Origin of the sequence: Phytohabitans maris (assembly GCF_031085175.1) — a bacterium.
In the GTDB taxonomy this organism is placed as follows: Bacteria; Actinomycetota; Actinomycetes; order Mycobacteriales; family Micromonosporaceae; genus Phytohabitans; species Phytohabitans maris.
Map to the genome: position 1 here is coordinate 140,784 of NZ_JAVHUY010000007.1, position 21,036 is coordinate 161,819.

The window sequence follows — 21,036 nt, forward strand, 5'->3', positions numbered from 1 at the left end:
CGAACGCCTCCGGAGGTTTCTAGCCCCGGCGCCGGGGAAGGGCAACGCGTTGAAGCCAAGAGACTACTCGGAGCGACCGGCCAAGGGTAGGCCCCGATCGCGTCTAAGGGTAGTCCCCCGAACACGCAATTGCGCTACGCAAGTCTCACGTAGTGGAGGCCCTCACCTCTGCACCCGAGCACCGGCGCCGCGCATCAACGCCTCCACCTCTTTGCGGCTGGCCATCGACGTATCGCCGGGTGTCGTCATCGCGAGCGCGCCGTGCGCCGCGCCGTACTCGACGGCGGTGGCGAGGTCTCCGCTCGTGAGGAGCCCGTAGACGAGGCCGGACGCGAAGCTGTCGCCGCCGCCCACCCGGTCCAGGATCTCCAGCCCGGGCCGGTGGGTCGCCTCGGCGAACGCGCCGTCGGCCCAGGCGATCGCGCCCCAGTCGTTGACCGTCGCGGTGCGCACAGTACGCAAGGTGGTGGCCACGACGGCGAAGTTGGCATACTCCTTCGTGACCTCTTCGATCATGCGGCGGAAGTTGGCAACCTCCAGCGTGGACAGTGACTCGTCGGTCTCCGGCACCTCAAAGCCGAGCGAGGCGGTGAAGTCCTCCTCGTTGCCGATCATCACGTCGACGTAGCGCGCGAGCCGACGGTTGACCTCCTGCGCCCGCTCCTTGCCGCCGACCGCCTTCCACAGGCTGGGCCGGTAGTTCAGGTCGTACGAGATGATCGTCCCGTGCCGGCGCGCGGCGGACATGGCCGTTTCGATGACGGCCGGGGTGGTCTCGGAAAGGGCGGCATATATGCCGCCGGTGTGCAGCCAGCGCGCGCCCAGCGTGCCGAAGAGGTGGTCCCAGTCGACGTCGTCGGGGCGGAGCTGGCTGGCCGCGGTGTGCCCGCGGTCCGAGGTGCCGACCGCGCCCCGCACGCCGAAGCCGCGCTCGGTGAAGTTGAGCCCGTTGCGCACGGCGCGGCCGATCCCGTCGTACGGCAGCCACTTCACGAACGAGGTGTCCACGCCGCCCTGCAGCACGAGGTCTTCGAGCAGCCGCCCCACCTCGTTGTCGGCGAACGCGGTGACCACCGCCGTGCGCATGCCGAAGCAGCGGCGCAGCCCGCGGGCCACGTTGTACTCCCCGCCGCCCTCCCAGGCGCGAAAGCTGCGGGCCGTGCGGACCCGCCCCTCACCCGGGTCGAGCCGGAGCATGACCTCGCCGAGCGAGACCAGGTCGTAGCGGCACTCCTCGGCCGGCCGGATACGCAACATCACTTGCCTCCCTTGGCGACCAGCGCGACCGCCTCGGCGGTGAGCCGGGTGACCTCGTCCCACTTGCCGGCGGCGAGCAGGTCGGGCGCGACCATCCAGGTGCCGCCGACCGCGAAGACCGCGCCGAGCGCGAGGTAGTCAGGCAGATTTGCGGTGTTTACCCCACCGGTCGGGATGAACCGGACGGACCGGAAGGGTGCGGCCAGCGCTTTGATCATCTTGGCCCCGCCGATCTGCTCGGCGGGGAAGAACTTGACGATCGAGAGCCCCGCGTCGAGCGCCATGTGGATCTCCGTCGCGGTCGCCGCGCCCGGGTAGACCGGCAGGCCAGCCTCCCGGCAGCGCTCCACGACCGCCGGGCTGAACCCGGGGCTGACCACAAACTTCGCCCCCGCCTCGACGGCCGCGTCGACCTGGGCCGGGGAGAGCACCGTGCCGGCGCCGACCAGCAGCTCGGGGTTTTCCGCCATGATCCGGATGGCCTCGGCGGCGGCGTCCGTGCGGAACGTCACCTCCACGCTGCGCAGGCCACCCGCGGTCAGCGCGGCGGCCAGCGGCTCGGCACCGGCCGCGTCCTCCAGGACCACCACCGGCAGGAGCCGGGCGGCGCCAATTGCTTGTTCAACATGATGAACGCTGGTCACATCCTCGACCATAATCGAAAGCATGACCCCTGGCCAGCCAGTCAAGTCGGCCGACCGCACCCTGGAGGTGCTGGAGGCCCTCGCCGCCTCCCCTAACCGCCGTTCGCTGATCGAGCTCGCCCGGGCGCTCGACATCCCCAAGAGCAGCCTGCACGGCATCCTCCGCACGATGGCCCGGCGCGGCTGGGTGGAGACCGACCCGACCGGCACCCGCTTCGGCCTGGGCGTGCGGGCGCTCGAGGTAGGCGCGGCGTACCTCGACGCGGACGACGCGGTGGGCCTGGTGGCCGGGGTGCTCGACGACCTCTCCCGGCAGTTCGGCGAGGCCACCCACCTCGGCCGGCTCGACGGCCCGGACGTGGTCTACCTGGCCAAACGCGAGTCGACCCACCGGCTCCGGCTGTACAGCGCGATCGGCCGCAAGCTGCCCGCGCACGCCACCGCGCTGGGCAAGGCGCTGCTCGCCCACCATCCCGACCCCGACGGCCAGCTGCGCTGGCCGCTCCCCGCGCTGACCGACCGCACGATCACCGACCGGGACGCGCTCCACACCGAGCTCCAGCGGACGCGGGAACGGGGGTACGCGCTCGACCGCGAGGAGAACACCGACGGCATCGTCTGCTTCGCGATCGCGGTACCCCTCACCGACCCGCCCGCCGACGCGATCAGCATCTCCGTACCGGCCGCCCGGATCGGCCCGGAGAGCGAGGAGCGGATCACCGGGGCGCTCGCCCGAGCCATGGACCAGTTACGGGCCGCGCGCAGCATGTTTTCATAACCGTGAATATGTCCTAACCTCATGGGAGCGCTCCCGTCCGACCCACCCGGACCCCACCCACGAAAAGGAGCACCCATGAAACGCCCGATACGCGCGTTGGCCGCGATCGGCCTGTTCATCGCGGGCACCGCGACGGCGATCACCGTGGCCGCCGCACCGGCCCAGGCCGACGTCCGCATCTGCGAGCAGTACGGCACGACCACGATCCAGGGCCGCTACGTGGTGATGAACAACCGCTGGGGCACCAGCGCCGAGCAGTGCATCAACGTGACCGACACCGGCTTTTCGATCGTGAGCCAGCAGGGCACCGGCAACACCAGCGGCGCCCCGGTGTCGTACCCGGCCGTCTACTACGGCTGCCACTACACCAACTGCTCGCCGGGCACCAACCTGCCGCTGCAGGTCAGCCAGATCAGCAGCGCCAACAGCAGCGTCAGCTACAGCTACGTCAGCGGCGCCACGTATGACGCCGCGTTCGACATCTGGCTCGACCCGACGCCCAAGCGCGACGGCGTCAACCAGATGGAGATCATGATCTGGTTCAACCGCCAGGGCAACATCCAGCCGATCGGCTCGGTGCAGGGCAACGCCACGGTCGGCGGCCGGACCTGGGAGGTCTGGCGCGGCAGCAACGGCTCCAACAACGTCATCTCGTACGTCGCGCCGTCGCCGATCAACAGCTGGAGCTTCAGCCTGCTGGACTTCATCAACGACATCCGCAACCGCGGCGCCATCACCAACTCGTGGTACCTGACCAGCGTCCAGGCCGGCTTCGAGCCCTGGATCGGCGGCACCGGCCTCGCGGTCAACTCGTTCTCGACCACGGTCAACCAGGGCACGCCGCCCAGCAACCCGTCGACCAGCCCGCCGGCCACCACCCAGCCCCCGGTCACCACGCCCCCGCCGGGCGGTGGCGGCGCCTGCCGGGTCGCGTACACGGCGAACTCGTGGAACAACGGCTTCACCGGCAACGTCACGGTGACCAACACGAGCTCCAGCACGGTCAACGGCTGGACGCTGGGCTTCTCGTTCCCGAGCGGCCAGCAGATCACCAACAGCTGGAACGCGACCGTGACGCAGAGCGGCTCGTCCGTGAGCGCGCGGAACGTCAACTACAACGGCACCATCGCGCCGGGAGCCAGCCAGTCGTTCGGCTTCCAGGGCACGCACAGCGGCACCAACACAGCGCCCACCGGTTGGACGCTGAACGGTACCGCCTGCTCCTCCTGACCTCGCTCCCTCCACAGATCGGGGCGCCCTCCGGGGCGCCCCGATCGCTCTCATCGAACGTCAGATCCGTCGATAGCGCCGCAGCGGCGACCGCGGCGGCGCCGTCGCCTCAACCTTGCCCACGGCGATGAGGGACTCGAGCGCCCGGAGCACGGTGATCTGTCCGAGTCCAGTCGCTAGCTCGATATCGCGCCGGGACATTTCGCCCCGCCCGGAAAGGGCGGCGAGCACAGCTCCTTCACGGTCGCCCTGCGACGCCTCGGCCAGAGCACGCCCAGCCGACGGTACGAGAACGTAGCGGGCGTGTCTCCGCTCTCCGATCCTCGCCGCCAGCCCACGCCCGACCAGATCGGCCAACTCCACCGTGGCCCGTCGCCCGTCAAGGCCGAGGTTCCTCATGGACTGGTTCGTGATGGCCCGGCCTTCGTGCAGTTGCGCGAGGGCCATCTGTTGTGTAGCGGTCAGGCCAGTCGCACCCAGCCCTTCGATCCAGGCCATCGTCTCCGCGGTCAGCAGTGCGTGTCGCGGGAAAACGACCTTGAAGCGAGTGATCCGGTTGTGAAACTCTGGCGGCGCCGACCCTGCCCTCCTCATCTCACGCAGCATCGTGGGAATGCCGCTAGCGCGGTTTTCGCAGACCGTGCGGTCGCTGTCCGGCAACTGCACGTCCTGCAGCAACTTGACCAGCACCGGGTTTCGGGTAGAAGACACACCTTCGCCGCCCAGGTCGTCTTCGGTCACCGCGCCGAACAGCCCGCCTGGGTTGGCCACGGCCAGCCGATCCGCATAGAGCACGATCTGCACCGGCGTCCCACGGGAGTACGGCGAATAGTCGCGGTGCACGAGGGCGTTGACGATCACCTCACGCAGTGCCTCGACCGGATAGTCGTAAACGTCCCGCCGCCCAGCGCCCTCGACAAACGAACGTACCGAGGTGTTGCGGAGCACCGCCGCTACCGCCTCGTCGACGATGTTGGGGATGGAGCCCTCAAAGGTCCGGTTGTCGAGAAACCGGGGGCCGCCCGCGGGAACATCCTCCGCCGAGACGCCGGGGTAGACGACGAACGTCGCGTTGAGCTGCGGAAAGAACTGTTGCGGATACTGCCCCAGCGCGAGCATGCCGCCAAGAGTCGGAACGAGACGGCCGTCAACGTCCGGAGCCAGAACGTTCAGGCGACGAAGGACACCCTCGTCATCGAGTCCATCAAACGCCCGTCGCTGCCGCTGCCGCACCCGCCGCAGCAGGTAGCTAACGGACAGGCCGTCGAGATCCTCGACGCTCGCGCCGTCTACGGACCGCCTGTCGTCGTCGGGCTGGCCTCTGTTGGTGTGCAGAAGATGGATCTCGAAGTCGGTCAGCTTTCGGTCACCGTCTCCGCCACGCGTAAAGGATCCGTTGTACTCTCCCCGGCTCCTCACAAAGCAGGGCTTGAAGCGCGGGTCCAACTCCGGAATCTCGGCGACCACGATGGCTCCCTCGCCGATGTCGACAATGTCGATCTCGGCGCGGACCGGTGGTTCGAGGTCGCTTGAACACGCGCTCGCAAGATCGTCGCGGATCCGGGCAGCCTGAAAGCCCTCCGCGACCGCGAAGTCGGCCCGCTCGTCCAGGCCAAGGAGGATTGTGCCTCCTCGTCCGTTACTGAAGGCGCTGATGGTCTCGCGGACAGACTTCGGCAGACCGCCGACGGCGGTCTTGGCTTCCAGGTCGGTGAGATCCGTGGCACGGGCACGCAGTAATGTGACGAGCCCACGAAGTTCGACTGTATCCACACCACCACGACCCCGATAAAGACTTCGTGATAAAGACTTTATCAGGCACGTCGGTCCCGCGTGGGCATCGCCGCGCGTTTGTTTTGGCTCCTGGAGAGTGGTCAGGCGATCGTGGGGTAGGCGCGTCCCATCACCTGGCGTAGCTGGGCCGCGCCGGTCACGGTGAAGCGCTGGCCGGCGGCCAGGCGTAGCTCCAGGCCCCGGCCCTGCTGGGCGGCGCGGGACGCGGCCGCGGCGAGGGCCGTGACGATGCTGTCGTTGACGCTCGGCACGCGGACAAGGTCGATGACGATCGGGGTGGCCCGCTCGTCGACGATGTCGGCGAGCGCGTCGTGCAGGGTGGCGGCAACGGTGGCGTCGAGGGGACCCTCGGCGTAGACCAGGGCGGCCTCGCCGAGACGGACGACGGTGAAGTGGGACAACGCCCTCACCCCCGGGGCTGAGTTGGGCTGGCGCTCGCTCCGCTCGCCTGGTCCCGGTCGCTGGCTTCACCGGCAGCGCCCGAGGCCACGTTCGCGAAGTACTTTCCACGGTACCCAGATCGAGCCCATGCGATACCGTCGCGGCGCGGCGACAATTGCGAATATGGGCGACCGGCTGGACGAGTACCGCCGCAAGCGTGACGCCAAGCGGACGCCGGAGCCGGTGCCCGAGCGGCGCCCGGCGGCGGGCGGCGACGACACGTTCGTGATCCAGCAGCACCACGCCCGCAGCCTGCACTGGGACCTGCGGCTGGAGCGCGGCGGCGTCCTGGTCTCCTGGGCCGTGCCGCGCGGCGTGCCCCGCGACCCGGCGCGCAACAACCTTGCCGTGCAGACCGAGGACCACCCGATGGAGTACAAGGACTTCCACGGCGAGATCCCGGCCGGCGAGTACGGCGGCGGGCGGATGACCATCTTCGACCGCGGCACGTACGAGACGGAGAAGTGGCGCGAGAGCGAGGTGATCGTCACGCTGCACGGCGAGCGGGTCTCCGGCCGGTACGTGCTGTTTCGCACCGACGGCAAGAACTGGATGATCCACCGGATGGACCCGCCGCCGGCCGGCTTCAGCCCGATGCCGGACCTGGTCGCGCCGATGCTGCCGGTCCGCGCCGCCAAGCTGCCCGCCGACGACGACGCCTGGGCGTACGAGCTGGCCTGGGACGGTGTGCGCGCGGTGACCTACGTGTCCGGCGGCCGGCCGCGGCTGCTCGGCGGCGACGACAAGGACATCACCGCCTCGTACCCGGAGGTGCGGGAGATGGCCGAGGCGCTGGCGCCGACCGAGTGCGTGCTCGACGGCGTGGTCGTGGCGTTCGACGCCGCGGGGCGGGTGAGCGAGGCGGCGCTGCGCCCGCGGGTACGGGTCACCGACGGCGCGGCCGCCCGCCGGGTGGCATCCCGGGTGCCGGTGCAGTACCTCGTCTTCGACCTGCTCTGGGTCGAGGGCCGGTCCACTCTGGACCTGCCGTACGTGGAGCGGCGCGAGCTGCTGGCCACGCTCGACCTGGCCGGGCCCCACTGGCAGGTGCCGCCGCACTTCACCGGCGGCGGCGAGTTCGCCCGGCAGGCCAGTCGCGACCAGGGTCTCGGCGGCGTGGTGGCCAAGCGCCTGGACTCGCCGTACCTGCCGGGCAGGCGCACCCGCCAGTGGCTGGAGCTACCCTGACAGCCCGCGCAGGTATGCCGCCACCGCGCTCATGTCCCGGTCGCCGAAGGAGGCGGCCACCGCGGCCGTAGCCACGCCGAGGTTGGTGTCGGCCTGGGGCATCCGGGCACCGACCCGCTCGCCGAGCTGGCGGACCAGGTCGAGGTCCTTCGCCACCAGGTCGAGGCTGAACGCGACCGGCACCTCGTCGGGGCGTTCGAAGGCCGCCCGCTTGTACGAGACGAACGCCGAGCCGACCGCGCTGTTGGCGAGCACCTCGTACGTGGTCTCGCGCGGCACACCGGCCCGCTCGGCCAGCACCAGCGACTCGGCGAGCGCCTGGTTGAGCGCGAGCACGACGGTGTTGACGGCGAGCTTGACGACCGCGCCCGAGCCCAGGTCGCCGACGTGGAAGACCTGGCGGCCGAGCAGGTCGAGCACGGGCCGGGCCCGGTCGACGCCCGCCGCGGGCCCGCCGACCATGAACGTCAGCTGCCCCTTCTCCACCAGCGCGGTGCTGCCCGACACCGGCCCGTCCAGCAGCACGGCGCCGCGGCCGGTGACCAGCGGCTCGACCCGGCGTACCGTCTCGGGGTCGATCGTGCTGCTCTCCACGACGACCGTGCCCTCGGTGAGGCCGGCCGCGACGCCGTCCGGGCCGTCGTAGGCGGCGAGCACCGCGGCGTCGTCGGCCAGCGAGACGATGACGACGTCGGCCGAGGCCGCCGCCTCGGCCGCGGTCTGCGCGACGGCACAGCCCGTGGCGGACGCCTTCTCGCGCGTACGGTTCCAGACCACCACCTCGGCGCCCGTCTCGCGCAGCCGGCCGGCCATGCCCGCGCCCATCCGCCCGGCGCCGATGATCGCGACCCTCACTTCAGCAGCCAGCCGCCGTCGACGGGCAGGTTGACACCGTTGATCGCCCCGTTGCGGAGCAGGAAGACCACGGCGTCGCGGACCTCGTTCATGACCGCCAGCCGGCCGAGCGGCGTACGTGCCACGACCGCGTCCAGCGGCTTGCCTTCCCAGTACGGGCTGTCGCCGACGATGCCGGGGTGGATGCCGTTGACCCGGATCGGGGCGAGCTCGCAGGCGAGCGTGTGCACGAGCCCGACCACGCCGCCGTTGACCGTGGAGACGGTGGTGGAGCCCGGGTACGGCCGCTGCATCGCCTGCCCGCCGAAGACCACGATCGAGCTGGTCGGGTGCATCTTCGGCACCAGCGTGTGCACGACCTCGGTGTAGCCGACCAGCTTGAGCGTGACCAGCCGGATCGCCCGCTCGATCACGTACTCGGCGGCGGTGTTGTGGTCCCGCTCGATCGCGGCGAGCACGAGATGGTCGACGCGCTCCACCCCGGCGAGCGCGTCGGCGATCGTCGCCGGCTCGGCCAGGTCGAGCGCCACGCCGCGGGCGCCGACCTCCTTGGCCACCCGCTCGGCGCGGCCGGCGTCGCGGCTGGTCAGCAGGACGTCGTCGCCGAGGTCGGCGAAGAACCGGGCGACCTCCAGCCCGATCCCCGCCGAACCGCCAACTACGACAACGCTCATGAGTCCTCCTCGTGCAAAGCCTCGCGCAGGTACGCCCAGTCGCGCGCGAAGCGGTAGGAATGCCGCGGCGGCGGCTGCGGCGCCTGGGTCTCCAGCCAGCGCACCGGGCCGTCGCCGGCGTTCGCGAAGCCGTGCACGCAGCCGACCCCGGCCCAGGCGACGTCGCCGACCTCGAGGCGGTACGTCTCGCCGTCGAACGTAGCGTCGGTGGCGCCCTCGAGGATCAGGTAGGTCTCCTCGAACGGATGGTCGTGCGCGCCCGCCACGCCGTCCGGCTCGTACTGCACCATGAACATCGTGGACAGGTCGGCGCCGAGGTCGCTGTCGACCATCATCTTCACCGTGATGCCGCTGTAGACCAGCAGCGCGGTGCGCATGCTGGCGGAGACGGCGAGCAGGTCCTGGCTCTGCTTGCCCGGGTCCATGTGCTGCGGCGAGATGTGTCCGAACGACTGGGTGCGCGGGTCGCGGGGGTCGACCGGCAGCACCGGCCCGGGGGCCGCCAGTGCTGCCGGCAGCGTGTCGCCGTCGAGCCGCCCACGCGGCTGCGGCGCCTGCATCTGCGCCCACCGGGCGGGCTCGTCGCCGAGGTTGCGCCAGGCGTACGGCACGCCCGTGTTGACCAGGCCGTAGTCGCCGGGCTCCAGGCGGTACGACCCGCCGGGCGTGTCCATCACCGCGGATCCGCTCAGCAGGAACACCGACTCCTCGAACCAGTTGACCCGGCTGGGTACGGAGGCGCCCGGCGCCAGCTCGCACACGGCGAACCCGGTGTGCACCGCGCCGGGCACGCCCTCGTCCACTATGGACCAGCGCGAGAAGCCGCCGGAGACGGCGGTGAAAGCCGCCTCCGACGCCCGTCGTACGACGTGCCTCGACGTCACCGTCACGCCGAGACCGCCTTCTTGCCGGCGACCGCGCCGACGAGCCGGTCACGCGCGTTCTCGACCAGCTGGCGGGCACGCGCGACATCGGCCAGCAGCTTGCCGTCCCGCTTGCGGAACTGGCCGGCCACCAGCACGGACTCCACATTGGACACATCGGCGCAGAGGGTGACCGCGGTGGCCGCGTCGTGCAGCGGCGCGACGTTGATCGCCTGCGCGTCGATCAGCACGATGTCGGCCTGCTTGCCGACGGTCAGCGAGCCGGTGCGGTCCTCCACGCCGGCCACGAACGCGCCGTTGAGCGTGGCGATCTCCAGCATCTGGCGGGCGGTGAGGTGCCCCTCGGCCGGCTCGTTGCGCTCCCAGTAGATCTCGTTGCGCCGGGCCCGGTCAGCACCGAACGCGGCCCGGATCTCGGTGAACATGTCGCCCGGCACCGTGGTTACCACGTCGATCGAGAGGCTGGGGCGCAGCCCGTACTCGAGGGATTTCGCCACCGGCGGCCAGCCGTGCCCCATCTGGAGCTCGACCTGCGGTGCGACGCAGATCGTGCCGCCGCTGCGAGCGACGAGCTCCCACTCTTCCTCGCTGAAGTAGCAGCAGTGGATGTACGTGGTGTCGGCGCCGAGCAGGCCCAGGCCGTCGAGCTGCTTGATCATGCCGAAGCGGCCGGCCATCCGCCCCATCCCCACGTGCACCGTGATCGGGATGCCGAGGTCACGGGCCATCTCCCACTCGGCGCGGACCACGTCGTCGGTGCAGAAGCCGGGGCCGCGGGTGGCGAGCGCCATCGTCAGCAGACCGTCGGAGGAGGAAAAGTACGTGTCCCGGATGCGGCGCACGTCGTCCTTCGGGATCACGATCTTGCTCTCGAACCAGTAGTCGGCCAGCGAGGTGTTCGCGCTGCCGTACGCGTACTGGGCCCGGATGCCCGCCTCCTGGAGCCCGCGGATGCCGGCGTCCGGGTGTTCCGGCGTGTTGTTGATGTGCGACCAGTCGACCAGCGTCGTGATGCCCGCGTTGAGGCACTCAAGCGCGCCGGCCAGGTTGCTGGCGTACACGTCCTCCGCCGTGTAGACCGGCGCGAACGTGTCGAGGATGTCCACGAAGTAGTCGTCCAGCGTGGCGTTCGGCGCCACGCCGCGGATCGCCGTCTCCCACGTGTGCCGGTGGCTGTCGACGAAGCCGGGGATGACGATGCGGCCGCTGGCGTCGACCACCTCGGCATCCGCCTCGATGTGCGGCTCGATCGCCGCGATCTTGTCGTCTTCGATCAGCACGTCACCGCTCGGCAGGTCGCCGAGCAAGGGGTCCATCGTGAGGATGTGGCCGCCGCGGAGCAGGGTTCTGTGGGGCATGGCGGGTCTCTCCCTAGTAGGCGGATAGCCTGCGGATCGCCTCGGTGACCTTGTCGACGGTCGGGATCACCTCGGCTTCGAGCGAGTCGGCGAACGGCAGGGGCACGTTGGCACCGGCGACCCGTTTGATCGGGGCGTCGAGCAGTTCGAAGCCTTCGTCCGCGACGACCGAGACGACCGTGCCGCCCCAGCCGCCCTGGTACGGATTCTCCTCCACGACGACGAGCCGGGAGGTGCGTTCGAGCGAACGCAGGACGGTGCGCATGTCGAGCGGGATGAGGCAGCGCAGGTCGATCACCTCGACCGAGATGCCCTCGCCGGCCAGCTGGTCGGCCGCCTTCAGCGACAGCGGCACGGTGGAGGCCAGCGCCACGACGGTCACGTCGGTGCCCTCGCGGGCCACCGCGGCCTGGCCGAGCTCGATCAGGTGACCTTCCGGTGGGCGCGGCCCGGAGCCCGCGAGCAGCGCCTTGTGTTCGAAGAAGACGACCGGGTCGTCGCTGCGGATGGCCGCCGACATCAGGCCGACCACGTCGGCCGGCGTGGACGGCGCCACGATCTTGAGACCGGGCACGGTGAACGCCCAGTTCTCCACCGCCTGCGAGTGCTGGGCGCCGAAGCCCAGCCCGCCGCCGTTGGCGGTGCGCACCACCAGCGGCACGGTCACCTGGCCGCCGGTCATGTAGCGGGCCTTGGGGATCTCGTTGGCGAGGTAGTCCCAGCAGCAGGCGAGGAAGTCGCTGAACATGATCTCGGCGACCGGCCGCATGCCGGTCATCGCCGCGCCCATGGCGGCCCCGACGATCGCCTGTTCGGAGATCGGCGTGTCCCAGACCCGCCCCGGCCCGAACTCCTTGAAGAGCCCGACCGTCGTCTTGAACACGCCCTCCGCCGCGCCGATGTCTTCCCCCAGGCAGACGACGCTCGGGTCGCGGCGCATCTCGCGGGCGATGCCCTCGGCGACCGCGTCCCGGTAGGTGAACTTCTCCGCCTTGGTCACGTCCGCCATGCCGCTCCCCCGTCCGCCCACACGTCGGTGAAGGCCAGCGCCGGCTCCGGCTCTGGCGCGTTCTTCGCCGCCGCGATCGCGGCGTCCACTGTGGCCGCCGCGCGGCGGTCGCGGTCCGCGATCGTCTCCGGCGGTACGCCGAGCGCCTCCAGCCGCGCCCGGGCCACGTCGAGCGGGTCGTGCTTCATCCACCGCTCGACCTCGTCGGCCGGGCGGTACTTGGCCGGGTCGGCGCGGCTGTGCCCGAAGTGGCGGTAGGTCTGCGCCTCGATGAGCGTGGGCCCCTCGCCCTTGCGCGCCCGCTCGGCGGCCCGGGCCATCGTCTCGTGCACGACCACCACGTCGTTGCCGTCGATGATCTCGGCCGGCATGTTGTATCCGGCCGCGCGGTCGGCGGCCGGGTTGGGCACCGCGGTCACCGCCTCGATCGGCGTGTACTCCATGTAGAGGTTGTTCTCGCAGACGAACATCACCGGCAGCGACCACACCGCGGCGAGGTTGAGCGCCTCGTGGAACGCGCCGATGTTGGTCGCGCCGTCGCCGAAGAACGCCACCGCCACCTGGCCGCTGCCGCGCAGCTTCGCCGACCAGGCCGCGCCGGCCGCCATCGGCAGGTGCGCGCCGACGATGGCGTACGAGCCGAGCATGCCGTTGGTCGCCTTGGTCAGGTGCATCGAGCCGCCCTTGGCCTGGCACAGCCCGGTGGCCCGGCTCATCAGCTCGGCGAGGCACTCCTCCGGCGTCGCGCCGCGGGCCATCGCGTGGTGGTGGCCGCGGTACGTGGCGAAGACGTAGTCGTCCGGGCGCAGCGCGCTGCTCGCCCCCACCGCCACCGCCTCGTGCCCGGCGGCCAGGTGGGTGGTTCCCTTGACCAGCCCGGACATGAACAGGTCGTGCGCGGCCTTCTCCGTGCGCCGGATCAAGACCATTTCCGAGTACGCGTCGAGCAGCTCCTCCGGCGTCATCGGCCGCTCCCGTTCAGCGTGTTCAGGTGGGACTGTGCCTCGCGGCCGGTGGGCAGCGGGCCGTCCACGGTCCAGTAGCGACGCCCGGCGATCAGCAGCTTTTCGGCCGGGAACTTCGTGATCACCTCGCACCCGTCGGCGGTGACCACGACCTCCTCCTCGATCCGGGCGGCGGAGTACCCGTCGCCGGCCGGCCAGTACGTCTCCAGCGCGAAGACCATGCCCTCTTCGAGCACCTCGGGGTGGTCCAGCGAGACGAGCCGGCTGAACACCGGCTTCTCCCAGATGGAGAGCCCGACCCCGTGGCCGTACTGCAACGCGAACGCGGCCATCTCGTCCGGGAAGCCGAACTCCTCGGCGCGCGGCCAGAGCGACACGATGTCGGCCGTCGTCGTACCCGGCTTGACCAGCGCGATCGCCTGGTCCATGTACTCCCGGCAGCGGGTGTACGCGTCGCGCATCCCGCGCGACGCGCTCCCCACCGCGAAGCAGCGGTAGTAGCACGTGCGGTAGCCCATGTGGCTGTGCAGGATGTCGAAGAACGCCGGGTCGCCGGGGCGGATCAGCCGGTCGCTGTAGACGTGCGGGTGTGGCGCGCACCGCTCGCCGGAGATCGCGTTGACCCCCTCGACGTATTCGCTGCCGAGGTCGTAGAGGACCTTGCTGACCAGGCCCACACACTCGTTCTCGCGTACGCCCGGGCGGAGGAACTCGTACAGCTCCTCGTACGCCGCGTCGACCATCGCGCACGCCTGCGCCAGGAGGCTGATCTCGTCGGCGGTCTTGATCCGGCGGGCCTCCAGGAAGACCTGCTGACCGTCCACAACGGTCAGCCCCTCGGCCTGCAGCGCGGCGAGCACCGGCATCTCGATGAGGTCGACACCGACCGGCGCGTCGGCCAGGCCGTGCTCACGCAGCACCGTGGCGACCTTCCGGGCCACGTCGGCGGCGATGCCCGCGTCCGGATGGAACGCGCCGCGCAGCGTGGAGATCCCGGCCCGGGCCCGCTCGGCACCGTCGAGCCAGGGGTTGTAGAGCTGGTGGTGCCGGGCGGCGGAGCCGAAGTCCCAGATCACCGGCTCGCCGCCGCGCGGGAGCACGGCGAACCGGATCAGCTTGTCCATCGCCCAGGTGCCGATGTGCGTTGAGGTCAGATAGCGGATGTTGGAGAAGTCGAAGGTGAGCAGCGCGCCGAAATCCGACGCGTCCAGCTGCGCCTTGAGCCGGGCAAGGCGCTCACGGCGCAGCCGATCGAGGTCGACCCGCTCTTCCCAGTCGACGGCGTTCGTCCCGAACGTGCGGATAGCCACCGCGTCCTCCTCACTGAGGCGACACCCCCAAGTGAAGGACGTGTTAAGGGCCCGTGTCAAGCGTCACTTAACGGTCGCCGCCGTGGGGGGTGCGGCCCCCAAAGAGGGGGATGGGGGGGTGGTGGGGGGGGCGTTCACCCCCCCCCCCCCCCCGCGTTCCGAGGCTTGGTGGGGGTGCTCCCACCCCCGCTTCTCGGGTACGCGATCAGGGCTCTTCGTGCACATACCAGACGCCGACCGCGGGCGTGACCCCGTCGTTGCGGTACCGGTGCGGGGTGCTCGACGGAAACGAGACCGCGTCGCCGGGGCGCAGCAGGTGCTCCTCGAAGCCGAGCGTGAGGGTCAGCTCGCCCTCGATCAGAAAGCCGTACTCCAGGCCGGAGTGGCGCATCAGCTGGTCGCCGCTGGACGAGGTGCCGCCCGGCGCGTACGTCACCAGCAGGAAGTCGATCCGCGTGCCGGGCAGGTGGCCGAGGCGCTCCCAGGTGACGCCGGAGTCGAGCTGCAGCACCTCGCGCGCCTCGGGGCGGACGATCGGACCGATGCGGTGCCCGGCGGGCTGGGCGACCCCGTGCACCGCCTGGAGCACGGCGCCGGAGAGCGGCCCGCCGACCGGCCGGCCCGGTGGCGGGGTGGACTCCGCCTCGGTGCCGTCGAAGACGTCCTCGACCGAGATCTCCAGCGCCTTGGTGATCGCGTAGAGGGTGCTGACCGAGGGGCGGCTCTTGCCCGTCTCGATCTGGGAGATCAGGCTGGCCGACACGCCCACCGCCCGCGCGAGGGCGCGCAGGCTCATGCCGTGGCGCAGCCGCGCCTCGCGGATGCGCTCGCCGACCGGCGGGAGTGCAGTGGTCACGTCCCGCATCGTACAGCCCTGTTGAACAAAGTCATGAGAGCCATAGATCGCTTTGAGTCATAGAATGGCTACGCAGCGAAGGCGAGGTGAGCGTGGCGGGCGACAAGCGATACACCCCTGTCGTCGGCGTGCGCGCCTTCTTCACCGCTGCGGCGTTCCTTTCCCTCCTGTTTGGATACATAGGTCTACATCAGTACATGGGGGATTCCGCCCGGTTTTCCGACGTCCTCTACAACGCCCTGCAGCTCTTCGTCCTCGGGTCGCCGGCGACCGACGACGGCGGCCCGTACCCGTTGTCCTTGGAGATCGCGCGCTTCGCCGCACCCGCCGTCACGTTCTACGCGCTGGTGGAGGCGCTCCGGCTGGTCTTCGCGGCGGAGGCCGAGCGGCTGCGCGCCCGGCGGGCGCGGGGCCACGTGGTGATCTGCGGCGACGGCCCGGTCGCCACCACCCTGTCCCGGCAGCTGCGCGCCGCCGGCCACCTGGTCGTGCACATCGCCGACAGCCGCAGCGGGGCGGTCGGCAGCCGCCGGTCGCTGCTCTGGGTGCTCGGCGACGCCCGCGACCCGGAGGTGCTGCGGGCGGCCGGGGTCGCCCGCGCCAGCGCCCTCTACGCCTGCGCCGAGGACAGCGCCACCAATACGGCCATCGCGCTCGCGGCCGGGCGGCGGCAGCGCGGCGAGCGCCCGCTGGCGGTGTACGCCCAGGTGCAGGACCAGGAGCTCTGCCTCGCCCTCCAGGCCCGGCACCTGGGCACCAGCGAGCCGCCGACGATCCGGCTCGACTTCTTCAACATCGACGACGTGGCCGCCCGCCACCTGCTGGCCAAGGACCCGATCGTTCCCCCGCTCGACCGGCCGCCGCGGTTTCTCGTCGTCGGCGCCACGGCGTTCGGCCGCGCGGTCGTCGTGGAGCTGGCCCGGCAGTGGCGGGTCCTGCCGCCGGCCGCGATGTGGCGGGTCGAGGTGGCCGTGGTCGACGACGCGGCCACCCAGGTGATCGACGAGCTGAGCTTCCGGTACCCGTTTCTCAGCAAGGCCTGCGACCTGCGGCCGTACGACGGGGACCTGCTCGCGGTGCTGGCGGGAAAGGTCGCTCCGGAGGCACCCGACCGGGTCTTCATCTGCCACGACGACGAGCAGGTGGCGCTGAAGACCGCGCTGATCGCCGACCGGCTGTGGCGGGGCGGGCCGGGCACGGTGATCGTCCGGCAGGACCAGCTCGCCACCCTCCAGGACGCCTTCGACGGCGCCCGCGACGAGCGGCTCTTCGACGAGGTGTCCGGCACGCTGCGCCTCTTCGGGGTGGTCGACGCGGCCTGCGACCCCGGCCTGATCCGGGACGACCTCGGCGAGCGCCTCGCCCGGGTGGTCCACGAGAGCTACCGGGCCGCCCGGCGGCGGCGCGGCGACGGGCCGGACGACAGCCCGTCCCTGGCCCCGTGGCCGCGGCTGGCCGACCTGTACAAGGTCGAAAACCGGGCACAGGCCACCGACATCGGCCGCAAGCTGCGCGCGATCGAGTGCGTCCTCGCGCCACGCGTGGCCGCCGGCCAGGAGTACGTCTTTACGACGCAGGAGGTGACCCGACTGGCCATCACAGAGCACGAGCGGTGGCTGCAGGCCCGGCTGCGTGAGGGCTGGCGGTTCGCCGAAGCAGCGGACTACGACCGTATGCTGCATCCAGGAATCCGACGTTGGGACGACTTGCCGGAGAGCATACGGAGGGTGAACTCAGACGCCATTCGTGAGCTGCCCGGGATACTCGCCGACTACGGCTTCCGCATCGTGCGGATGAGGGAAGGTTCCTGATGGCGCGCATTGGGATAACCGGCCACGCTCGACTCGTGGGCGAGACCACGGAGCTCGTCTACGACGCCGTGGTCGCCGCCCTCCGTCCCTATGCGGGCTCCACGTTTCACGGCATCACCTGCCTGTGTGACGGCGCCGACCAGATCTTCGCCCGGGCCGTGGTCGAGAGCGACGGCGCTCTCCAGGTCGTCCTTCCCGCCGACGACTACCGGGAGAGCATCGTCGACCGCGACGACTTCGACCACTTCCTCTCCAAAGCGATCCAGGTCGCACGTATGCCGTTCCAGTACTCCAACCGGCAAGCCTTCCGGGCGGCCAGTGAGGAGCTGCTCCGGCGTAGCGATGTGCTCTTCGCCGTCTGGGACGGGCAGCCCTCCCACCATCTGGGCGACACGGCGGATGTGGTGCGGGTGGCGCGGGGCCTCGGCGTGCCGGTGGTGGTCGTCTGGCCGGAGGGTGCACGGCGCCTGCCTGAGCCTCTCGTCGCGACGGACCTGGCGGCACGAAAGGAGCCAGGCGGTGGATAATACGGCAGTGGATTCCCCCCTCGTCCTCTTCATCGCGATGCCCGGAAGCGACATGGGCCCGCATGCCGCGTGGACCGATATCGAGGAGATCAAGCAGCACCTGTATATCCCCGTGGCGCGCGATCTGGGCGAACGGCTTGGCATCCACGTCGATCCGCGGATCGAGAAGGACAAGACCAGCCAAGGCATGATCCATCAGTCAATGTTCAACGAGGCACTTGAGGCACCGGTCTACATCGCGGACCTTTCCGGAGCAAACCCAAACGTCTACCTCGAGCTTGGCGCCCGCTGGGCGCTTCGTGACAACGTAACGGTACTCACCTGCCAGGATCTGGTGCACGACATCAGGTTCAACGTCGCCGCCAACCGTGTCATTCGGTATGGCCGCGGGCCCTCGGAGATAGAGCTGAGTCGGCAGCAGATCGTCTCCGCGATTGTGGAAGGTCTGCGAAGCAAGCACACCGACAGTCCGGTCAGACAGAATGCGGCTGTGGTGAGCGTGAGTCGAATCGAGCTGTCCGACCTACGGTCGGAGGTGGCCAGACTCCGTCAAGAGCGCGGCGAGGAGCTCGTGGCTGCGGCGTTGAGGGCCGACCACGAGGAGCGGATCCGAATCCTGGGTATGGCGCTCGACAGCAATCCCGCCAACTATCGCGCGCATTTCCATCTCGGTGTCGCCATGCGGCTGCGGGGCGACTATGCGGGAGCGCTGGCGCACCTGCGGCGGGCGACCCGGTTCAACCCAGAAGACGCACGCAGTTGGCAGGAGCTCGGCGTCACCCAGAGCCAACACGGCGACCTGGATGACGCTATCGAGTCGTTAGAGCAGGCGCTGACGTTCGATCCGACCTCCGCCGAGGCCTACTCCAACCTCGGGGGCGTCTACCGCCGCAAGAGCAGGTCCGAGGATCCGGCCGTGCCGCTCGACATGACAACGCTCCGGCTGGCCCGCGACGCCTACCACAACGCGGCCAGAATCAACGCGCGAGACACCTATCCACTGCTAAACGTGGCCAAGATCGATCTGCTGCTGGCCGGGCAGGAGATCGTCCTCCAGCACAAAGCCCTCGACGCCTATCGGACGCTGGAGGATCTGGCGCGATACACCGCCCGGACCGAGGGCACCGACGACCCGTGGCGCTGGTTCGACCTGGCGGAGATCCTTGCGGTAAACGGAAAGCCGGAGGAGGCGGTCGACGCGCTGAGCCAGGGGTTCGCCCATCTGGAGGCGAGCTACTGGGGGACCGCCGCCCTCTCCGCCAGCGCGCCGCTGCGCGACTTCATCGTGACCGCGGCACTGCCGGAAGACCGCGTCTCCTCGGTCAAGGCCATCCTGGAGGAGTACGAGGAACGGCTCGCCTAGCGCCCGCCTGTGATCAAAGCTCCCGTCAAGTCGTTCTAGCGACTTGACGGGAGCTTTGATCACTCCAGGTGGTAGCGGAGCCACCGGAGCTGGCGGCGTACGTGCACGGCCTCACCGCCCTCGTGGTGGTTGAACGGGTAGGCGTAGAGCACCCGGTCGTCGGCGCCGTACTGGTTGTACGCGGCGTACACCGTGCTCGGCGGGCAGACCGTGTCGCGCAGCCCCACCCCGAAGTGCGCGGGGGCGCCGGCGCGGCGGGCGAAGGCCACACCGTCCATGTAGGACAGCGTGCGCCGGGCCGCCTCCTCGGCCTCGCGGTGCACGGCCAGAAACGTGACGATCTCGCCGTACGGCTCGGCGTCGGTGATGTCGATCGCGCGCTGGACGTGGCACATGAACGGCGCGGTGGTGAGCAGCGCGGCGAGGTCGGGCACCAGCCCGGCGACGGCCAGCGCGAGCCCGCCGCCCTGGCTGTTGCCGGCGACGACGACCCGCGCCGGGTCGACGCCGGGCAGCGCGCGGACCGCCTCCACGGCGCGTACCCCGTCCGTGATGAGCCGCCGGTAGTAGTAGTCGTGCGGGTCGAGGATGCCGCGGGTGACCGGCCCGGGCCCGCCCAGCGCGACGCCGTGCGGATCCGGGGTGTCGCCGCCGGTGCCGTACTGCCCGCCCTGCCCGCGGGAGTCCATGAGCAGGTGGGCGTAGCCGGCCACCGGCCAGGTGAGCCGCTCGTGCGGCAGCCCGCGCCCCCGGCCGTACCCCAGGAACTCCACCACCGCCGGGATCGGACCGTCCACACCGGCCGGTCGGGTGTACCAGGCCCGGACCGGATCGCCGCCGTACCCGGCGAACGTGACGTCCCACGTCTCCACAAGCGACAGTTCGTTCCGGTACGGCTGGACGTCGACGAGGATCGGCTTCGCGGCCGCCGACTCCACAGTGGAACGCCAGAAGGCGTCGAAGTCGAGCGGCTCCCGCACGTCCGGCGCGTACCGCTCGAGCTGGTCCAGGGGAAGGTCGAAGAGCGCCATCAGGCCACCCCGGACAGCGGAGCCGTGCTCTCCCGCACGATCAGCTCCGTCACCAGGTCGATCCGGCTGGTGGCCAGCTCCTCCCCGCGGGCCAGGTCGAGCAGCATCCGGGTAGCGGTGCCGGCCATGTCGCGCAGCGGCTGGTTGACCGTGGTGAGCGCCGGGCCGATCCAGGTGGCGACCGGCAGGTTGTCGTAGCCGACCACGGAGAGGTCGCGGGGCACGTCGAGGCCGAGCTGGCGGGCCGCCCGCATAACGCCCATCGCCTGGATGTCCGAGCCGGCGAAGATGGCCGTCGGGCGGTCGGGACGCTGGAGCAGCTCCAGACCGTGGTCGTTGCCGCTGTGCGCGGCGAAGTTGCCGTACCGCACCAGCTGCGGATCGACGGGTACGCCGGCCTCGTCGTGCGCCGAACGGAAGCCGGCCACCCGGGCCCGGCTGCACAACACGTCCTCCGGGCCGGAGATCACCGCGATCCGGCGATGGCCCAGCTCCAGCAGGTGGCGGGCGGCGAGCAGGCCGCCGTTCCAGTTGTTGGAGCCGACCGTGGGCACCGACGCGGACGTCGCGCTGTCGGTGTCGATGACGACGAACGGGATCCGCTGCCGCTGCAGCTGGCGCTGCTGGGCCTGGGCGAGGTGGCAGAGCACGAGGAGCACGCCGAGCGGACGCCGCCCGTACACGGTGTCCAGCCACTGCTGCGACGGGCTGTGCGCGCCGTCGAGCTGGGAGAGCACGATGTCGACCTTGGCGCTGGCGGTCACCGTCTCCACGCCCTTGATGATCTCCATGGCCCACGCGGTGTCGAACTCGTGGAAGACCAGGTCGATCTGCTGGGCAGTGGTCGACTGGCGGTTGGCGCGGCGGCGGTAGCGGTGGCGCTCCAGGCTCTCCTCGACCCGCGCGCGGGTCTCCGGCGCGACGTCCGCGCGCCCGTTGAGGACCTTGGACACGGTCGTGACGGAGACGCCGACCTCATCGGCGATCGTCGCGATCGTGGCGGATCCGGGCTTGGCGACCGGAGGAGGAACCGTCATCGAAAACTCACGCAGCCCACTCGG

At 70.5% G+C, this 21,036-nt stretch carries 20 protein-coding genes; 6 read left to right on the plus strand and 14 right to left on the minus strand.

The genetic code is table 11. The features are described 5' to 3' along the window. Window positions 1-162: 162 nt before the first annotated feature. On the minus strand, window positions 163-1,257 hold the full coding sequence (locus tag RB614_RS09470) for a sugar kinase (RefSeq protein WP_308712016.1): 1,095 nt from the start codon (window positions 1,255-1,257) through the stop codon (window positions 163-165). After that, the gene (gene eda, locus RB614_RS09475; protein ID WP_308712017.1) at window positions 1,257-1,901 is read right to left on the minus strand and encodes a bifunctional 4-hydroxy-2-oxoglutarate aldolase/2-dehydro-3-deoxy-phosphogluconate aldolase; all 645 of its coding nucleotides are present in this window, start codon (window positions 1,899-1,901) and stop codon (window positions 1,257-1,259) included. The genes RB614_RS09470 and eda overlap by 1 nt, the downstream gene beginning before the upstream one ends. A 22-nt stretch (window positions 1,902-1,923) precedes the next feature. Here eda and RB614_RS09480 point away from each other — a divergent pair, with 22 nt between their 5' ends. Together RB614_RS09480 and RB614_RS09485 are read left to right on the plus strand one after the other, a co-directional pair. After that, complete coding sequence (locus RB614_RS09480) at window positions 1,924-2,679, plus strand: IclR family transcriptional regulator (RefSeq protein ID WP_308712018.1); 756 nt, start codon at window positions 1,924-1,926, stop codon at window positions 2,677-2,679. Window positions 2,680-2,754: 75 nt separating this feature from the next. Continuing rightward, window positions 2,755-3,909: a glycoside hydrolase family 12 protein gene (locus tag RB614_RS09485; RefSeq protein ID WP_308712019.1), complete on the plus strand. Its 1,155-nt coding sequence runs from the start codon at window positions 2,755-2,757 to the stop codon at window positions 3,907-3,909. 60 nt (window positions 3,910-3,969) lie between these two features. Here the strand turns inward: RB614_RS09485 and RB614_RS09490 are convergent, their stop codons facing one another. Both RB614_RS09490 and RB614_RS09495 read right to left on the minus strand, forming a co-directional pair. Further along, complete coding sequence (locus RB614_RS09490) at window positions 3,970-5,682, minus strand: ATP-binding protein (RefSeq protein WP_308712020.1); 1,713 nt, start codon at window positions 5,680-5,682, stop codon at window positions 3,970-3,972. Window positions 5,683-5,783: 101 nt separating this feature from the next. Then, window positions 5,784-6,104, minus strand: coding sequence for an STAS domain-containing protein (locus RB614_RS09495; protein ID WP_308712021.1), 321 nt, complete (start codon window positions 6,102-6,104; stop codon window positions 5,784-5,786). Between the two features lie 163 nt (window positions 6,105-6,267). Here RB614_RS09495 and RB614_RS09500 point away from each other — a divergent pair, with 163 nt between their 5' ends. Next, entirely contained in the window at window positions 6,268-7,332 is a 1,065-nt protein-coding gene (locus tag RB614_RS09500; RefSeq protein WP_308712022.1) for a DNA polymerase ligase N-terminal domain-containing protein, read from the plus strand. Here the strand turns inward: RB614_RS09500 and RB614_RS09505 are convergent. The 8 genes from RB614_RS09505 to RB614_RS09540 form a co-directional block, all read right to left on the minus strand. Beyond that, complete coding sequence (locus RB614_RS09505; RefSeq protein WP_308712023.1) at window positions 7,324-8,187, minus strand: NAD(P)-dependent oxidoreductase; 864 nt, start codon at window positions 8,185-8,187, stop codon at window positions 7,324-7,326. The genes RB614_RS09500 and RB614_RS09505 overlap by 9 nt on opposite strands. Continuing rightward, window positions 8,184-8,861, minus strand: coding sequence for an SDR family NAD(P)-dependent oxidoreductase (locus tag RB614_RS09510; RefSeq protein ID WP_308712024.1), 678 nt, complete (start codon window positions 8,859-8,861; stop codon window positions 8,184-8,186). The genes RB614_RS09505 and RB614_RS09510 overlap by 4 nt, the downstream gene beginning before the upstream one ends. Then, the gene (locus tag RB614_RS09515) at window positions 8,858-9,751 is read right to left on the minus strand and encodes a cupin domain-containing protein (protein ID WP_308712025.1); all 894 of its coding nucleotides are present in this window, start codon (window positions 9,749-9,751) and stop codon (window positions 8,858-8,860) included. Before RB614_RS09515 ends, RB614_RS09510 begins: the two co-directional genes overlap by 4 nt. Further along, complete coding sequence (locus tag RB614_RS09520; RefSeq protein ID WP_308712026.1) at window positions 9,748-11,103, minus strand: amidohydrolase family protein; 1,356 nt, start codon at window positions 11,101-11,103, stop codon at window positions 9,748-9,750. Before RB614_RS09520 ends, RB614_RS09515 begins: the two co-directional genes overlap by 4 nt. Before the next feature lie 13 nt (window positions 11,104-11,116). Next, complete coding sequence (locus RB614_RS09525) at window positions 11,117-12,112, minus strand: alpha-ketoacid dehydrogenase subunit beta (protein ID WP_308712027.1); 996 nt, start codon at window positions 12,110-12,112, stop codon at window positions 11,117-11,119. Next, window positions 12,100-13,077 carry a thiamine pyrophosphate-dependent dehydrogenase E1 component subunit alpha gene (locus tag RB614_RS09530; protein ID WP_308712028.1) on the minus strand — a complete coding sequence of 326 codons (978 nt, stop codon included), beginning with the start codon at window positions 13,075-13,077 and terminating at the stop codon, window positions 12,100-12,102. The genes RB614_RS09525 and RB614_RS09530 overlap by 13 nt, the downstream gene beginning before the upstream one ends. Further along, window positions 13,074-14,387, minus strand: coding sequence for a M24 family metallopeptidase (locus RB614_RS09535; protein WP_308712029.1), 1,314 nt, complete (start codon window positions 14,385-14,387; stop codon window positions 13,074-13,076). The genes RB614_RS09530 and RB614_RS09535 overlap by 4 nt, the downstream gene beginning before the upstream one ends. A gap of 205 nt (window positions 14,388-14,592) precedes the next feature. Next, window positions 14,593-15,243, minus strand: a complete 651-nt coding sequence (locus RB614_RS09540) for a helix-turn-helix domain-containing protein (RefSeq protein WP_308712030.1) — start codon at window positions 15,241-15,243, stop codon at window positions 14,593-14,595. 197 nt (window positions 15,244-15,440) lie between these two features. On the opposite strand from RB614_RS09540, the gene RB614_RS09545 reads away from it, so the two are divergent. From RB614_RS09545 to RB614_RS09555, 3 genes are read left to right on the plus strand one after another with little or no spacing between them, the layout of a single operon-like run. Next, on the plus strand, window positions 15,441-17,054 hold the full coding sequence (locus tag RB614_RS09545) for an NAD-binding protein (protein ID WP_308712031.1): 1,614 nt from the start codon (window positions 15,441-15,443) through the stop codon (window positions 17,052-17,054). Window positions 17,055-17,089: 35 nt separating this feature from the next. After that, a complete protein-coding gene (locus RB614_RS09550) occupies window positions 17,090-17,581 on the plus strand; it encodes a vWA domain-containing protein (RefSeq protein ID WP_308712032.1) in 492 nt (163 codons plus the stop codon). A gap of 7 nt (window positions 17,582-17,588) precedes the next feature. Then, a complete protein-coding gene (locus RB614_RS09555) occupies window positions 17,589-18,944 on the plus strand; it encodes a tetratricopeptide repeat protein (RefSeq protein ID WP_308712033.1) in 1,356 nt (451 codons plus the stop codon). Between the two features lie 59 nt (window positions 18,945-19,003). On the opposite strand, the gene RB614_RS09560 is transcribed toward RB614_RS09555, so the two are convergent. After that, window positions 19,004-19,975 (minus strand): acetylxylan esterase, encoded by a 972-nt coding sequence (locus tag RB614_RS09560; protein ID WP_308712034.1) that lies wholly within the window; start codon window positions 19,973-19,975, stop codon window positions 19,004-19,006. Further along, window positions 19,975-21,012 carry a LacI family DNA-binding transcriptional regulator gene (locus tag RB614_RS09565; RefSeq protein WP_308712035.1) on the minus strand — a complete coding sequence of 346 codons (1,038 nt, stop codon included), beginning with the start codon at window positions 21,010-21,012 and terminating at the stop codon, window positions 19,975-19,977. Before RB614_RS09565 ends, RB614_RS09560 begins: the two co-directional genes overlap by 1 nt. Between the last annotated feature and the right edge of the window lie 24 nt (window positions 21,013-21,036).

Coding starts and splice junctions, on each gene's coding strand:
- RB614_RS09470 (WP_308712016.1), bottom strand. CDS start 1,257: ATGTTGCGTATCCGGCCGGCCGAGGAGTGCCGCTACGACCTGGTCTCG.
- RB614_RS09480 (WP_308712018.1), top strand. CDS start 1,924: ATGACCCCTGGCCAGCCAGTCAAGTCGGCCGACCGCACCCTGGAGGTG.
- RB614_RS09485 (WP_308712019.1), top strand. CDS start 2,755: ATGAAACGCCCGATACGCGCGTTGGCCGCGATCGGCCTGTTCATCGCG.
- RB614_RS09500 (WP_308712022.1), top strand. CDS start 6,268: ATGGGCGACCGGCTGGACGAGTACCGCCGCAAGCGTGACGCCAAGCGG.
- RB614_RS09510 (WP_308712024.1), bottom strand. CDS start 8,861: ATGAGCGTTGTCGTAGTTGGCGGTTCGGCGGGGATCGGGCTGGAGGTC.
- RB614_RS09520 (WP_308712026.1), bottom strand. CDS start 11,103: ATGCCCCACAGAACCCTGCTCCGCGGCGGCCACATCCTCACGATGGAC.
- RB614_RS09525 (WP_308712027.1), bottom strand. CDS start 12,112: ATGGCGGACGTGACCAAGGCGGAGAAGTTCACCTACCGGGACGCGGTC.
- RB614_RS09530 (WP_308712028.1), bottom strand. CDS start 13,077: ATGACGCCGGAGGAGCTGCTCGACGCGTACTCGGAAATGGTCTTGATC.
- RB614_RS09545 (WP_308712031.1), top strand. CDS start 15,441: ATGGGGGATTCCGCCCGGTTTTCCGACGTCCTCTACAACGCCCTGCAG.
- RB614_RS09560 (WP_308712034.1), bottom strand. CDS start 19,975: ATGGCGCTCTTCGACCTTCCCCTGGACCAGCTCGAGCGGTACGCGCCG.
- RB614_RS09565 (WP_308712035.1), bottom strand. CDS start 21,012: ATGACGGTTCCTCCTCCGGTCGCCAAGCCCGGATCCGCCACGATCGCG.